A 14,660-nucleotide genomic window follows, 5' to 3' on the forward strand; every position below is an offset into this window, starting at 1 on the left:
CCCCGCGGGGGCCGCGGTGGTCGCGGTTCCACCCAGGGCGCCTTCGGGCGTGGTGGCGGCGCCCCGCGGGGACGCAAGTCCAAGCGGGCCAAGCGCCAGGAGTTCGAGCAGCAGAGTGCGCCGTCGATCGGCGGTGTCATCGTCCCGCGCGGTGACGGCTCCACCCCGGTGCGCGTGCGCCAGGGGGCCACGCTCACGGACCTGGCCGAGAAGATCAACGCCAACCCCGCGGCCCTGGTGACCGTCCTGTTCCACCTCGGTGAGATGGCCACGGCCACCCAGTCCCTCGACGAGGACACCTTTGCCCTCCTGGGCGCCGAGCTGGGCTACAACGTCCAGATCGTCTCGCCCGAGGACGAGGACCGCGAGCTCCTGGAGTCCTTCGACATCGACCTCGAGCCCGACGAGGACGACGCCAACCTCGTGCCCCGGCCCCCGGTGGTCACGGTCATGGGTCACGTCGACCACGGTAAGACCAAGCTGCTGGACGCCATCCGCTCCACCGACGTCGTCGCCGGTGAGGCCGGGGGCATCACCCAGTCCATCGGCGCCTACCAGGTGCGCGTCAACCTGAACGACGAGGAGCGCCCGATCACCTTCATCGACACCCCCGGTCACGAGGCCTTCACGGCCATGCGGGCCCGCGGTGCCGAGGTGACCGACATCGCCATCCTCGTCGTGGCCGCCGACGACGGCGTCATGCCCCAGACCGTCGAGGCCCTCAACCACGCCCAGGCGGCCAACGTGCCGATCGTCGTGGCGGTCAACAAGATCGACAAGGAGGGCGCCAACCCGGACAAGATCCGTGGCCAGCTCACCGAGTACGGTCTGGTCCCCGAGGAGTACGGCGGCGACACGATGTTCGTGGACATCTCCGCCAAGCAGCGTCTCCACATCGACGAGCTCCTCGAGGCAGTCCTGCTGACCGCGGACGCCGCCCTGGACCTGCGGGCCAACCCGGACACCGAGGCCCGCGGCGTGACCATTGAGGCCAAGCTCGACAAGGGACGCGGCGCCGTGAGCACCATCCTGGTCGAGCGCGGCACGCTGCGGGTCGGCGACCCGATCGTGGCCGGAAGCGCCTACGGGCGCGTGCGCGCCATGTTCAACGAGCACGGGGAGAACCTCACCGAGGCCGGACCCGCACGCCCGGCCCTGGTCCTGGGGCTGACCAACGTGCCCAGCGCCGGCGACTCCTTCATCGTCGCCCCCGACGACCGTACGGCCCGCCAGATCGCCGACAAGCGTGAGGCCGCCGAGCGCGCCGCCATGCTGGCCAAGCGCCGCAAGCGGGTCTCCCTGGAGAACCTCACCGACGTCCTCAAGGAAGGCAAGGTCGACACCCTCAACCTCATCCTCAAGGGCGACAGCTCGGGTGCGGTCGAGGCACTGGAGGACTCCCTGCTCAAGATCGACGTCGGCGAGGAGGTCGCCCTGCGCGTCATCCACCGCGGCGTGGGTGCCATCACGCAGAACGACGTCAACCTGGCCACGGTGGACTCCGCCGTCATCATCGGCTTCAACGTCCGGCCCGCCGAGCGCGTCTCGGAGATCGCCGACCGCGAGGGCGTCGACATGAAGTTCTACTCGGTCATCTACAACGCGATCGAGGACGTCGAGGCCGCCATGAAGGGCATGCTCAAACCCGTCTACGAGGAGGTCGAGCTCGGCACCGCCGAGATCCGGCAGATCTTCCGCTCCTCGAAGTTCGGCTCCATCGCCGGCTCTATCGTCCGCTCGGGCGTCATCAAGCGGGGCGCCAAGGCCCGCTTGGTGCGCGACGGCGTCGTCATCAACGGCGATCTGTCCATCGAGACGCTGCGCCGTGAGAAGGACGACGTCACCGAGGTCCGTGAGGGCTACGAGTGCGGTATCAACCTGGGCTTCAAGGACCTCGCCGAGGGCGACGTCATCGAGACCTGGGAGATGCGCGAGAAGCCTCGCGACTGAGAACGTCCGCGTTCATCAATGGTGGCCGGTCGCCCCGCACTGGGGTGGCCGGCCACCATCGTCAGTGACGGGCGCGCATCGGACGCCCACGACAATGCTCGAGCGAGATGAGGCCGTCAGATGCGCGCGTTGACGTCCTGGTACCCGGAGTCCTCGCGGGTTCCGCCCATGCCGTCACCGACCTCGCTGTAGTGACGGATCAACGTCACCGACCGGACCCACTTGATCATCTTGTACCCGTGGCTCGTCTCGCAGCGCAGGCGCAGCGGAGCGCCGAACATGCCCGACAGCGGCTCGTCATTGCGGTCCCAGGCCAGGATCGTGTCATCCTCGAGGGCCATGTCCAGAGGCAGGCACGTGTAGTACGGCTCGACCGGGCGCCCGTCGTGCATGTGCTGGGCCATGCCGAAAGACTCGAACATCTAGGGTCAGAAGGGGCGTCGTCGTGCCTTACTAACAGGGGCGAGGCACTTGCCGTGCGAGCAAATTGTGCTGTTCATTCTCGGTTCTCTGTAGGGGTCATGACGATGAGTTGTGATCAAGACTTAATACAGTGAGGCAAAGTTATGCTATCCGTACTTAAATAAGTAACGATAAAGTTGTTAAAATAGTTGATGTCGTCAGGATTGCGCCATTCTACGTGTTGAATATAGACGGAGAGAATCTAAGGAAATGGGGCTGATCGGTCGATATATCGACGGAGAAGTCCTGATTGGTTCCGTTAGTAAGCCTCGTGAGGCTTGTACGGTGGCTGTGACGACGCGGAAGACGTCCGCCGTCTCCTGAGATGTCCGGAGGTAATCTCATGTCATCGGCTGCTGCGGCTGAAGGGACGGATTCCCGGCGAGCCCGCCTCATCGGCAAGGGGTGGATCCAGGGCGTTGCTCTAGTCATGCTCTTCGGATTCACCGTCATGGGTCTACTGGCCTACCGCACCTACACCAATTCCATGCCTCAGCCGCAGAAGGTGGTCACCGAGAGCGGCGAGACCCTCTTCACGACACAGGACATCACTGAGGGGCAGAAGCTCTTCCAGGCCAGAGGTCTCATGGAGTACGGCTCCATCCTGGGGCACGGCGGCTACCTCGGTCCCGACTTCACCGCCGAGTACCTTCGCATGGAGGCCACGAGCGTCAAGGAACAGCTCGCCGCCCAGGGGGTCACCGACCCGGCGGCCGCGACCAAGGAGATGATGCGGACCAACCGCTACGACCCCTCCACGGGAACTCTGGTATGGACCGATGAGCAGGTCAAGGCCTACAACGAGGCCGTCAGCCACTACGCCAAGATGTTCGGGCCCGATGCCCGCAGTCACGGCCTCAAGCCGGATCTCATCACCGATCCCGTCCAGGTCAAGCAGGTGACAGCCTTCTTCGGCTGGACCGCCTGGGGCTCGTCCGCGCAGCGTCCGGGCCACGACTACTCCTACACGAACAACTGGCCCGCCGAGTCCCTGGTCGGCAACGCGCCCACCGGCGACCTCATGATCTGGTCGGTCCTGTCGCTGATCGTCCTCATCGGTGGAACCGGGGCCATGTTCGCCATCTACGGCCGCTGGAGCCAGAAGATCGGCTGGCACTCCGAGGAGGCCCCGGCCCTGTCCTTCCGACAGCCCGAGGAGGTTGGGCTGACCAAGTCGCAGCGGGTGGTGGCCTGGTACGTCTTCACCATCGCCGCCCTCTTCCTCGTCCAGACGCTCCTGGGAGCCCTGGCCGAGCACTACCGGGCCGACGTGCTGTCCTTCTTCGGCTTCGACCTGGGCCGGCTTCTGCCCTTCTCCCTGGCGCGCACCTGGCACGTCCAGCTCTCCTTGTTCTGGACCGCCATCGGGCTGCTCGCAGCCGGTCTGTTCCTGACCCCGTTCATCGCCAGACGTGAGCCGAAGAAGCAGCACCTGCTGGTGTGGACTCTGTTCATCGCGGCCACGGTCGTCGTCGTCCTGTCCTGCCTGGCGGAGGGGGCCAGCCAGCACGGCCTGAGCTGGGCCAAGGGGCCGCTGTTCGCCCAGCAGTGGGAGTACCTCGACCTTCCCTTCGTCTTCCAGGTGCTGCTCACCGTGGCCCTATTCGTCTGGGTGTTCATCATCTGGCGCGCCATGCGCTCGCGCCTGAGCAATGAGCACGTGGCCAACATGCCCTGGCTGTTCATGTTCGCCGCCCTGGCGATCCCCGCCTTCTACGCCGTGGGGATGATGGCGCGCACCGGAACCCACGTCACCGTCGCCGAGTTCTGGCGCTTCTGGGTGGTGCACCTGTGGGTTGAGGACTTCCTCGAGCTGTTCACCACCGTCATGGTCGCCTACGTCTTCGTCCTGCTGGGCGTTGTCCGCGAGAGGATCGCACTGGGCATCATCTTCATGGACATCATCCTGTACTCCGCCGGCGGCGTCATCGGCACCATGCACCACCTCTACTTCTCCGGCACGCCGGTGGAGCACATGGCGCTGGGCGCCTTCTTCTCAGCCGCCGAGGTGATCCCCCTGACCTTCCTGACGGTGGAGGCCTGGGCCTTCATGCAGCTGGGCGCCAACCGCCACGGCAAGGAGGCCGGTCCCTTCCCGCACCGCTGGGCCGTCATGTTCCTCATGGCCGTTGGCTTCTGGAACTTCCTGGGGGCCGGTGTCTTCGGATTCCTGGTCAACCTGCCCATCGTGTCCTACTACGAGATCGGGACCGCGCTGACGGCCAACCACGCGCACGCCTCCATGATGGGCGTCTACGGCTTCATGGCGCTGGCGCTGGGGATGTTCGCCCTGCGCTACCTGGTGCCGGTCGACAAGTGGCCCGAGAAGCTCGCCAAGACCTCCTTCTGGAGCCTTAACATCGGTCTGGCCTGGATGTGCTTCGCCACCCTGCTGCCGCTGGGCATCCTCCAGCTGCGCTACTCGGTGGGCACGGGCTACTTCGAGGCCCGCCAGCTCACCTACGTCACCAACTCGGTCAACACGATCATCGAGTGGGGGCGGATGCCCGGCGACCTCATCTTCATCCTCGGCGGAGTCCTGCCCTACCTCTACATCGCCTTCCTGGGACTGAGGAACTGGCGCCGTGGCCGGACGGTAGACACCTTCGCTGAGGACGCCCTCTACGAGGAGATCCCGGGTGGGCGCAAGGCCTGGCACGGTGAGCGTGCGGAGCTGAACGACTGATGGACTCACCCGACCTGAGCGTGTGGCTCATCGCCGCCTACGCGCTCATCATGCTGGCCGCTGCGTGGGCCGTGGACGTCCTCGGCTCGCGTAGCGCCCGGCACTCGATGTCCTGGCGGCACTCGGACTTCATGTACCACGACGACGTCGACGGATGGAGATGCCACGAGGACCAGTGGCTGTGGCCCACCGCCTTCGACCCGGACAAGCGCGTCATCCGCTACGAGGGTGCCCACGCGATCTGCGGGCGCTGCCCGTCCAAGGACAGCTGCTCACCCACCCCCGGCCCGCGGGAGATCACCCGGCCCGTCGACCCGTGGCCCTACTCCGACGCCGGACGCTTCCACCGCGGCGTGGGTCTGGTCATCGCCTGCGTCGGTGTCTTCATCCCGATGCTGCTCATGGTGGCCTTTCACGCCACCGGAGACCTCATCGTCCTGGGCACGACTACCGTCGTCGTCATCGTCGTCGGAGTCCTGCCGCTGGCCCGTCATCTGTGGAGCACCCCCGATAACGCGCCCGCCCACCTGCCCCACGTCGGCACTCAGGAGTACCGGGAGGCCGAGGCGGCTCGTCGCTCGGCGAGCGTAGGTCCCGTCCCCGTGTCGATCAGCACACGCCCCTCGGGCTACCGCTCAGTGCGTGAGGCGGCTGAGGCGATCGCCGCCGCTCAGGCGCGTGCGGCCGCAACGGGGCGCACCGTGCGTGTCTCCTTCCTCGCCGACTCCGACGGTGCCAGGAAGGCGGACAGCGGGACTGCAGCCTCCGCGGAGCCGGAGCTGCGTCGCGTCACCGCCCTGCGTACCCGCAAGCGAGTCCCGGCCGCCATGGCCGAGCCCGGGTCGGATGGCTCCCGCGGCGGGGCCCGGCGCTCATGGTCCTCGGCGTGGAATGAGGCCACCGACACCACAAGCAGATGATTCGACCCCAGTCCTGAGCCACCTCGCCCCATCTTCCTGAAGGATCCTCCATGACTACTTCCACCACCGCCATCGTGGCCCTGGCCGTCCTCGTCCTGCTCGCTCTGGTCCTCTCGCTCAAGATCATCACCCAGTACGAACGGGGCATTGTGTTCAGGCTGGGGCGCCTGCGACCCGTCTACGAGCCCGGCCTGCACCTGGTCGTCCCCTTCCTTGAGCGCCTGGTACGGGTCGACACCCGAGTGGTCACCCTGACCATCCCGCCCCAGGAAGTCATCACGGAGGACAACGTTCCAGCGCGCGTCAACGCCGTCGTCCTGTTCAACGTCACCGACCCGGTCAAAGCCGTCATGGCAGTGGAGAACTATGCGATCGCCACCTCCCAGATCGCGCAGACCACACTGAGGTCCGTTCTCGGGCGGGTCGACCTGGACACCGTGCTCGCCCACCGCAGCGCCCTGAACGCCGACCTGCGCGACATCATTGAGAACCTCACCGAGCCCTGGGGCGTGGAGGTCAGCGTCGTCGAGATCAAGGACGTCGAGATTCCCGAGCAGATGCAGCGGGCCATGGCCCGTGGAGCTGAGGCCGAGCGTGAGCGCCGCGCCAAGATCATCAACGCCCGCGGTGAGCTCCAGGCCTCTGAGGAGCTGCGCCAGGCGGCGGACACGCTCTCGAAGTCACCGGCCTCCCTCCAGCTGCGCTACCTGCAGACCCTCCTGGAGCTCGGTGCCGACCAGAACTCCACGGTCGTCTTCCCCCTGCCGATGGACATCATCGGACCGCTCCTGGAGCGCTTCGGCCCCCAGGCCGGCCTGCCGGAGGCTAACGAGGACGAGGACGGCGAATGAGCTGGCGCACTGCGTCGCCGATGAAGACCGCGACCGCCGCCCACACCAGCACCATGGCCGCCCAGCGGGCCGGAGAGATTCGCTCATGGAAGGCTCCCCAGGCCAGCAGGAACTGGATGGTCGGAGCGATGTACTGACTCATCCCCACCACCGACAACGGCACACGCCGAGTCCCGGCGGCGAAGAGCAGCAGGGGCACCGCCGTGACCGGGCCGGCCACCACGAGCAGCGCCATCATCGGCCAGCCCTGACCAGGAGCCTGCCAGGCCGACTGACCCTGCCAAGCCATGTGGCCCAGGTAGGCGAGCGCGGCTGGAGCCACGACGGTGCTCTCCACCGTCAGCCCGGTCAGAGCGTCCACATCAGGCCCGAGCTGCTTCTTGACCAGCCCGTACAGGGCGAAGGAGAAGGCCAGCGCCAGGGAGATCCACGGCAGCGAGCCCTGAAGCAGCACGAGAAGGGCCACTCCGGCGCCCGCCAGCGCGATCGAGACCCGGTGTGCGGGGCGCAACCGCTCATGCAGCACCAGTGAGGCCAGGGCCACCGTCACCAACGGGTTGATGAAGTAGCCCAGGGCGGCGTCGGCCGTGCGCGCGCTGTTGACGCCGTAGACGTAGACGAGCCAGTTGACCGAGACCAGCAGCCCACAGACGGCCAGCATCCCCAGCAGGCGCGGTGAGCGCACCACGTGGACCAGCTGCGCCCAGCGGCGCCGCAGCGCGGTGAGCATCAGGCAGGTCACGAGCGTCCAGAGGATCCGGTGACCGATGATCTCCACGCTGCCGGCGGCCGAGAGGAGGTGGAAGTAGAGGGGGAAGACGCCCCACAGGGTGTAGCAGCCGATGACCAGAGCCATCCCAGTGCTATCGAGCGTCCCTGACGCCGAGGTCGCCGCGGCGTCAGGAAGGGCCGGTGGCGTAGCGGTGGGGCCGTCTTTCGAGGAGGATGCACCGGGGGAGGAGCTCATTGTGATCTGTTCCTGATCCGTTCGCGCTCGGGGATGGCTGCAGTGACCGTGTCGCCGCTCCGCGTAGCATAGTGAGGCGCACTGGACCGCCTCGGAAGGGTTCGCTCTTTCTCGGGCGAGGACGGCGCGCCGATCGGTCCCGATCGCTCAGCCCCGGGCTTTACAGGCCCGGACCCCGCACATGAAGGAGCTCCGCCATGGCCGACGCCGCCCGCGCCCGCAAGGTCGCCGACCGTATTCACGAGACGGTGGCCCGTCTCCTTCAGGGGCGCATCAAGGATCCGCGCCTGGGCTTCGTCACCATCACCGACGTCCGCGTCACCGGGGACCTCCAGCAGGCCACCGTCTTCTACACCGTCTACGGTAGCGATGAGGAGCGGGAGGAGACGGCCAAGGCGCTGCGCTCAGCCAAGGGACTCATCCGCTCCGAGGTCGGCAAGGCGCTGGGTATCCGCCTGACCCCCTCACTGTCCTTCCAGCTCGATGCCCTTCCCACCACCGCCAAGACCCTGGAGGACGCCCTGGCTCAGGCCCGGGTGCGCGACGCCCAGATCGCCAAGGTCGCCGAGGGGGCCACCTACGCCGGTGACGCCGACCCCTACCGCCACGATGAGGAGGATGAGGAGGCCGAGGACGGCGACCGTGAGGCCGAGGAGGTCGACCAGGAATCCGCAACGGACGCCGAGGACCTGTGACGGCCTCCGAGCGGTTAGATCTGGTGCACAGGACGGGCCCCGATAGCGGCCACGAACACGCACGTCGTCGCCCCGACGTCCCCCGCGGCGCGGTCACGGCCGCCGACGGGGTCCTCGTGGTGGACAAGCCCCAGGGACTGACCAGCCACGACGTCGTCGGCGCCACCCGCCGCCTGGCCGCCACCCGCAAGGTGGGGCACGCCGGCACCCTCGACCCCATGGCCACCGGCCTGCTGCTGCTGGGCATCGGGCGCGCCACCCGCTTCCTCACCTACCTGGTGGGGGCCGACAAGACCTACGAGGCCACCGCTCGCCTTGGGGCGGAGACCACGACGGAGGACGCTGACGGGAAGATCACCGCGACCCGCGGCTGCCGGATCGAGGACCTGCCCGAGGACCGCCTCCAGGAGGCGCTCACCGCCCTGACCGGGCCGATCCAGCAGGTGCCCAGCGCCGTCTCCGCCATCAAGGTCGACGGCGTGCGAGCATACCAACGCATCCGTGACGGGCAGGACGTCGAGCTGCGGGCCAGACCCGTCACCATCCACGAGCTGCGCCTGACCGGAGAGCCCCGCAAGGCGATCGTCGACGGTGACGGCGCCTGGGGCGACGGCTCAGGGACGGTGGAAGCTGTTGACATCGACATCCTGGTCTCCTGCTCCTCCGGCACCTACGTGCGCGCCCTGGCCCGCGACCTGGGGCGGGCACTGGGCTGCGGAGCTCATCTGACCGCGCTGCGGCGCACCGCAGTCGGCCCCTTCGATATCGACGAGGCCCACACCCTGGCGGACCTGTCCGCCCAGGTCGAGGCCGACGCCTCGGCCCCCGAGCCTCACGGGGTCACCACGGTCCCGTTGGAGGAGGTCGCCCGGCGCTGCTTCGAGCGGCTGGTCCTCAGCCAGGACGAGGCGCACGCACTGCGTTACGGCCGGCCTCTCGACGCCGCGGTCCTGAAGCGGGCCGAGGCACCCGAGACCCGGTGGCCGCAGGCCTCCCCGGGGGCGGCTGAGCAGCGTGTCGTGGCCGGATTCGCCTCCGGTGGGCGCCTCGTGGCACTGTTGAGGCACCAGGGTCCGCGTGCGCGCCCGGTGCTGGTCCTGGACCCGGCCTGAGACGCGTACACGGGCCACCGGCCAGTCCGGCGCGAGCACACTCGATGAGCACCATTTCGTGAGGAGACATGATGAGCCAGACCGGCGGATGCCGCTGCGGATGCGGCGGGCACGGCAAGCGCAATGAGCAGGACGAGCGGGCCGCCGCTCCCGCAGTCGCCCAGCCGGTGGGTGAGGGCTACCGGCCCGAGCCCGCGCAGACCTCCTCGGAGGCCATCGACGCCGTCGCCATCGCCTCCGCGGTGACGACGGCGCTGGGGGCGGGGGCGCCGCAGGGCGTCACTCCCGGGCACAAGGCCGGCAACCTGCTGGGCCTGCGCGACGTCTCCGCGCCCACCTCGAGCGGCGGCGGCTGCGGCTGCGGAGGCCACTGACCCGGCCCCGTCACACGCTGCGGCGCTGGAGGGCCTCGGTGATCGTCTCCAGGCGCGAGGGCCCCTTGACCGCCTCGTACCTGCCCAGGGAGAGGTCCTCCATGATTCGCCCGTCCACGAGCACCAGGACCCGGTCCGCCCGGGCCGCCACCTGGGAGTCGTGGGTGACCATGACCAGAGTCGTTCCCGAGGCGTGAATCTCCCCGAGCAGGTCGAGGATCTGCAGGGCGGTGGTGGAGTTGAGCGCACCGGTGGGCTCATCGGCGAAGACGATCCCGGGGTCGTTGATGAGGGCCCGGCAGATGCTGGCGCGCTGCAGCTGGCCGCCGGAGACCTCGGTGACGCCGCTGGCGGCCAGGTCGGCGATCCCCATGCGCTCCATGAGCTCCTCCCCACGCGACGTGACCTCTGAGCGCGGACGCAGACCCGCCAGGAACCCGGGCAGGACGATGTTGTCCAGCAGGCACAGGGTGGTCATGAGGTGCGCCTGCTGGAAGACGAATCCGAAGCGCGTCAGTCGCAGCGCCGCCAGCTCCTTCTCATTCAGGCTCGTGATGTCAGTACCGCCCAGGAGCACCGAGCCGGCATCGGGCCGGTCCATGCCGCTCAGGCAGTGCAGGAGGGTGGACTTCCCGGACCCGGAGGGGCCCATGATGGCGACGAACTGCCCCTGCTCGACCTCCAGGTCGAGGTCTCGCAGGACGGGGGAGTGGTAGCTCTTGGACAGGTGCCGGGCCCGCAGAGCGGGTTGTCCGTCGCCTGCGGGGCCGGCCGGCTGTGCGACTGCTGAGCCGGTGCGCGGTGGGGTGGAGGCGCGCATTGTGTCTCTCCTTACTCGTTACTCGCCGGTGGTCAGGGTTATGGTCAGGGGCATGGCGCGCAGGCGCGTGAGGGCCAGAGCGACGGCGCCGGCGACGGTGGCCAGCAGCGCCGCGGGAAGAGCCAGCCCCACTAGCCACGGGTTCGGTAGGAGCTCGAGGTCGGGGGCTCCGCGCGTGGCCATGAGCGCCCCGATCGTGGAGCTTCCCAGCGTGAAGGCTGCCAGGAGTCCCAGCGCGATACCGGTCAGGGCCAGGACGCCGAAACGGATGAGGTACTGTCCCGCGATGTCTCGTCGGGTGGAGCCCAGTGCCATGAGGACACCGATCTGAGGCCGCTCCCTCGAGACGATGAGCACGGTGAACAGCACCGTGATGAGGAAGGACAGCCCCAGTGCGATGACGCAGGCCATTGTGGTGATGAGTCGGACCTGGGAGCCGGTGGCCCCGAAGAACTGGGAGGCGTACTGGTTCATGCCGATCGCCTGAACTCCCGGATACTCCTGCCGCAGGTCCCGGGCGACGGCACTGGCCTGGTCGGAGGAGCGGAAGTTGGCGTAGATGATCTGCCACAGGGCGGGAGCACCATCGTCGAAGGTGGCCTTGGCGGTTTTCCCGTTGTTGGTGATGTCTTGGTAGACGCCGGTGACCGTGAGGTCCTTCTTCCCGTCGGCGGTCTGGACGGTGACGGTGGATCCTTCCTTAGCGCCTGTGACCTGGGCCTGGCTGTAGGACAGAGAGATCTCGTCGTTCGTGGTGGGGCCGTGCCCGGAGAGGTACTTCATGGGGAAGGCCTCGTGGTCCCCGATATCGATGAGCACCGTTTCCCAACCGCCGGCGGTCGTGGCCATCTTGTAGCTACGGCGCAGTATCGTGGCGTGCCGGGTGACGCGAGGGTCGGAGTCGATCCTCTTCTCCACAGTGGCCAGGTCCTGAACCCCGGAACGCACGTCGATGCGCAGATCTGCTTGGCCGGCTCCCAGATAGGTGGCGATCTGCGGGTTGCTCAGAGTGGTGGCGACATTCGCCGGCAGCACCATGGTGAGGGTGCACAGAGCCAGGACGCCGAGCAGCAGAGCGTTGGAAGGACGCAGCGCCTCACGCGCGCCAAGCCACACCTGGACCGGAAGACGGCGTAGCCCCGACAGCCTCCAGCGTTGCCGGCGCGGGCGCAGGGAGGCGCTGGTGCCGCTGCGCAGGGCCTCAATGGCCGAGATGCGTCCGATGCGTCCCAGAGCCAACCAGGTGAAGCCGATGACTCCGAGGGTCAGGACCAGAACTGTGAGGATGGGCGCCCCTACGCTCCAGAGGGTTGTCGGAGGCCGACCCAGATAGAGGGTTGTTGGGGTCTCCAGGGCGGCGGCCAGGGGCTGGCCGGCCGCGTAGCCCAGGGCTGCCCCCAGCGCTGACAGAGCCAGGTACTTGACCACGTAGAGACGGCGTATCCGGCTCAACGGCGCCCCGATCGCCTTGAGCACGGCGATCTGCGCCAGGTCCGTCTCGATGGCCGCCAGGGCCGCGTAGCGCAGGGCGAGAATGGCGACAACGGCCAGAACGATCGCCACCACCAGGGCCACGGCCACGATGAGCATGACGTTGAGTGAGTTCATGAACTGGATCATCGAGGCGCTGATGCTGACGCCGGTGCTGGGCAGGCCCGCCTCCTCGTAGGCGTCGATGACTCTGCCGGGACGGGCGGAGTCGGTCAGGGTGAACTCGATGAGGTACTCGGGCTCAGTGAGCCGCTGCTCCAGAACGGAGAAGTCCTCAGGTGAGACCACGAGGCGCTTGGAGGGGATCATGGCGGCATTCATCTCGGCGTCGCGCGCGAAACCCACCACAGTCAGCGTCGTCGTCCTGCCTCCGGCGGTGACGGTGACGGCGTCACCGACGTCGGCGGCCTTGATCACCCGGTAGTGGATCGGCAGGACCACCTCCCCCGGCCCCGGGTCCACGGGGTTGCCGTCGTCGTCGAGCAGGAGGTCGAAACGCTTGGGGGAGGTGACGAAGGCGGGCTCGTTGTAGGACTCGGACTGGTTGACGCCGTTGATAGACAGCTCCTGGCGCGCCACCGGCAGGGTCCTGATGACCTCGTGGTCGGTGACGTCACTGCGCGCCTCAGCCCAGTGGTCGATGGCCTGCAAGGTGTTGTCGTCGATCCGGCCGGTGTGCATCTGCACCAGGTCCGGCAGCCTGGCCCGCTGGGAAAGCCGGTGCGTTGCCGACAGGCTGTCCACGACCAAGGACGTTCCGGCCGACATCAGTGTGGCCGCCAGGGCGATGAGGGCGGTCAGGGTGGCGGCCACAACGGCGCCGCGCGCCAGGTCCGCCTTGAGAAGTCGCATCAGCATGACAGCATGCCTCCTTGGGGGCTCTCTCCGGCCTCGCGGCCTCTTTCCCAGATGCGGGAGCGGTTCTCGACGTTATTCGACTGACAGTCGGTGCTGAGAATAGACCGACGGTCGAAACGCGTCAAGGCGTGTCGAGGCGGCCGGGTCGCATTCGGCGCCGCCTCCGTGGCAGGGTTGTCCCGCACAAGCGCCTCTCCCGACCCGGCGGGGCGGGCAGGGGTGTGCGGGTGCGGATGCAGACAGGGGCGCGGTGCGCCCCGCGGGCCGATGAGAGCAGGGACAGCGACAGTGGAGGTCTGGTACGGCGCCGAGCAGGTGCCAGCGAACCTGAGCGCTCCGGGAGGACCGGGTTCCGTGGTCACCATGGGCATCTTCGACGGCGTCCACCGCGGGCATCAGGCGGTCCTGGGACGCGTCGTCGAGCTGGCCCACGAGCTCGCCCGCGGCGGTCGGCGGCCCCTGGCCGTCGCGGTCACCTTCGACCCCCACCCTCGTTGCGTCCACCAGCCGGGCCTGGACCTCCCTCTCATCACCTCCCTGACCGACCGCCTGGCCTCCCTGGAGGACCTCGGCCTCGACGCGGTCCTGGTCATCACCTACACCCTCGACTTCGCCGCCCAGAGCCCGCAGAGCTTCGTGCGCACCTGGCTGGAGGGTCTGCTCGGTGCCCGCGCGGTCGTCGTCGGGGACGATGTGCGTTTCGGGTGCCACAACTCCGGGGACGCCGCCACCCTGGAGCAGCTCGGTCGCGCCGACGGCTTCGAGGTCGAGATCGTCTCGAAGATCCGCTCCGACGAGGGGAGGCGCTGGTCCTCGACCTGGATCCGTCAGTGCCTCAAGGACGGGAACATGGGGCAGGTCAGCCGGATCCTGGGCCGTCCCCACCGGCTGCGCGGCGTCGTCGTGCGGGGTCTGCGCCGCGGCCGCGAGCTCGGGTTCCCCACCGCCAATCTGGAGGCCGCCACCGCCGGCGTCGTGCCGCCCGACGGGGTCTACGCCGGCTGGCTGATTCGCGGTGGTGGAGACGGGGGCGGCGTCCAGCGGCTGCCCGCCGCGATCTCGATTGGCACCAATCCCACCTTCGACGACGTCCCCCAGCGCACCGTCGAGGCCCACGTCCTGGGGCGAGCCGACCTCAACCTCTACGGCGAGGAGGTGGGGATCGAGCTCGTCGAGCGCCTGCGCCCCATGCTCGCCTTTGATGGGCTCGATGCGCTCCTGGTCCAGATGCGCGCCGACATCGAGGACACCGCCCGGATCCTGGACGTCCCGGTCCCCGAGCCGATCCGTCCCGAGGACGTCACCGCGCAGTAGCTCCGGTGGGCACGCCGAGCCTTCGGGGAGGGCCCGCCGTCGGAGCCTGACCGCCGCATCCCGCTTCAGGCCTGTCACTGTGCCGGTTCACACAGCCTCTGGCGCGATCGGAGGGATGCGGCGCTGGTAAGGTTGGCGGGCCGTCGATCGGCCACGGATA

General features: G+C 68.2%; 11 protein-coding genes and 1 pseudogene. 8 read left to right on the plus strand and 4 right to left on the minus strand.

The genetic code is table 11. The features are described 5' to 3' along the window. Window positions 1-1,950: translation initiation factor IF-2 (infB, locus tag RIV14_RS02855; protein ID WP_309324834.1), on the plus strand; the 1,950-nt coding region annotated here is incomplete at its 5' end. Between the two features lie 116 nt (window positions 1,951-2,066). On the opposite strand, the pseudogene RIV14_RS02860 reads toward infB, so the two are convergent. Further along, window positions 2,067-2,372: pseudogene (locus RIV14_RS02860) on the minus strand (molybdopterin-dependent oxidoreductase); the annotation flags it as partial. 383 nt (window positions 2,373-2,755) lie between these two features. On the opposite strand from RIV14_RS02860, the gene RIV14_RS02865 reads away from it, so the two are divergent. Genes RIV14_RS02865 through RIV14_RS02875 form a run of 3 tightly spaced genes read left to right on the plus strand, consistent with a single transcriptional unit; the run spans window position 2,756 to window position 6,869 of the window. After that, entirely contained in the window at window positions 2,756-5,098 is a 2,343-nt protein-coding gene (locus RIV14_RS02865; protein WP_075372776.1) for a nitric-oxide reductase large subunit, read from the plus strand. Continuing rightward, complete coding sequence (locus RIV14_RS02870) at window positions 5,098-6,018, plus strand: hypothetical protein (protein ID WP_075372775.1); 921 nt, start codon at window positions 5,098-5,100, stop codon at window positions 6,016-6,018. Before RIV14_RS02865 ends, RIV14_RS02870 begins: the two co-directional genes overlap by 1 nt. Window positions 6,019-6,068: 50 nt before the next feature. After that, window positions 6,069-6,869 (plus strand): slipin family protein, encoded by an 801-nt coding sequence (locus RIV14_RS02875; RefSeq protein WP_075372774.1) that lies wholly within the window; start codon window positions 6,069-6,071, stop codon window positions 6,867-6,869. On the opposite strand, the gene rarD is transcribed toward RIV14_RS02875, so the two are convergent. Further along, window positions 6,844-7,836 (minus strand): EamA family transporter RarD, encoded by a 993-nt coding sequence (gene rarD / locus RIV14_RS02880; RefSeq protein ID WP_075372773.1) that lies wholly within the window; start codon window positions 7,834-7,836, stop codon window positions 6,844-6,846. The genes RIV14_RS02875 and rarD overlap by 26 nt on opposite strands. 197 nt (window positions 7,837-8,033) lie before the next feature. Between rarD and rbfA the strand changes: the two genes are divergently transcribed. The 3 genes from rbfA to RIV14_RS02895 all read left to right on the plus strand — a co-directional run bounded on the left by rbfA (window position 8,034) and on the right by RIV14_RS02895 (window position 10,017). Further along, a complete protein-coding gene (rbfA, locus tag RIV14_RS02885; RefSeq protein ID WP_075372772.1) occupies window positions 8,034-8,531 on the plus strand; it encodes a 30S ribosome-binding factor RbfA in 498 nt (165 codons plus the stop codon). After that, complete coding sequence (gene truB / locus RIV14_RS02890) at window positions 8,528-9,643, plus strand: tRNA pseudouridine(55) synthase TruB (protein ID WP_081381856.1); 1,116 nt, start codon at window positions 8,528-8,530, stop codon at window positions 9,641-9,643. Before rbfA ends, truB begins: the two co-directional genes overlap by 4 nt. Before the next feature lie 71 nt (window positions 9,644-9,714). Next, window positions 9,715-10,017, plus strand: a complete 303-nt coding sequence (locus tag RIV14_RS02895) for a hypothetical protein (protein ID WP_075372771.1) — start codon at window positions 9,715-9,717, stop codon at window positions 10,015-10,017. Window positions 10,018-10,027: 10 nt separating this feature from the next. Here the strand turns inward: RIV14_RS02895 and RIV14_RS02900 are convergent, their stop codons facing one another. Further along, window positions 10,028-10,837: an ABC transporter ATP-binding protein gene (locus RIV14_RS02900; RefSeq protein WP_075372770.1), complete on the minus strand. Its 810-nt coding sequence runs from the start codon at window positions 10,835-10,837 to the stop codon at window positions 10,028-10,030. 18 nt (window positions 10,838-10,855) lie between these two features. Further along, a complete protein-coding gene (locus RIV14_RS02905; RefSeq protein WP_075372769.1) occupies window positions 10,856-13,186 on the minus strand; it encodes an ABC transporter permease in 2,331 nt (776 codons plus the stop codon). Window positions 13,187-13,474: 288 nt separating this feature from the next. Between RIV14_RS02905 and RIV14_RS02910 the strand changes: the two genes are divergently transcribed. Next, window positions 13,475-14,500, plus strand: a complete 1,026-nt coding sequence (locus RIV14_RS02910) for a bifunctional riboflavin kinase/FAD synthetase (protein WP_075372768.1) — start codon at window positions 13,475-13,477, stop codon at window positions 14,498-14,500. Window positions 14,501-14,660: the final 160 nt, after the last annotated feature.

Source organism: Actinomyces acetigenes (assembly GCF_031296635.1).
Taxonomy (GTDB): Bacteria; Actinomycetota; Actinomycetes; order Actinomycetales; family Actinomycetaceae; genus Actinomyces; species Actinomyces acetigenes.

Excerpts from the sequence above, each read along its gene's own strand:
- RIV14_RS02870 (WP_075372775.1), top strand. The coding sequence starts at position 5,098 with ATGGACTCACCCGACCTGAGCGTGTGGCTCATCGCCGCCTACGCGCTC.
- rarD (WP_075372773.1), bottom strand. The coding sequence starts at position 7,836 with ATGAGCTCCTCCCCCGGTGCATCCTCCTCGAAAGACGGCCCCACCGCT.
- RIV14_RS02900 (WP_075372770.1), bottom strand. The coding sequence starts at position 10,837 with ATGCGCGCCTCCACCCCACCGCGCACCGGCTCAGCAGTCGCACAGCCG.
- RIV14_RS02895 (WP_075372771.1), top strand. The coding sequence starts at position 9,715 with ATGAGCCAGACCGGCGGATGCCGCTGCGGATGCGGCGGGCACGGCAAG.
- RIV14_RS02905 (WP_075372769.1), bottom strand. The coding sequence starts at position 13,186 with ATGCTGATGCGACTTCTCAAGGCGGACCTGGCGCGCGGCGCCGTTGTG.
- rbfA (WP_075372772.1), top strand. The coding sequence starts at position 8,034 with ATGGCCGACGCCGCCCGCGCCCGCAAGGTCGCCGACCGTATTCACGAG.
- RIV14_RS02865 (WP_075372776.1), top strand. The coding sequence starts at position 2,756 with ATGTCATCGGCTGCTGCGGCTGAAGGGACGGATTCCCGGCGAGCCCGC.
- RIV14_RS02875 (WP_075372774.1), top strand. The coding sequence starts at position 6,069 with ATGACTACTTCCACCACCGCCATCGTGGCCCTGGCCGTCCTCGTCCTG.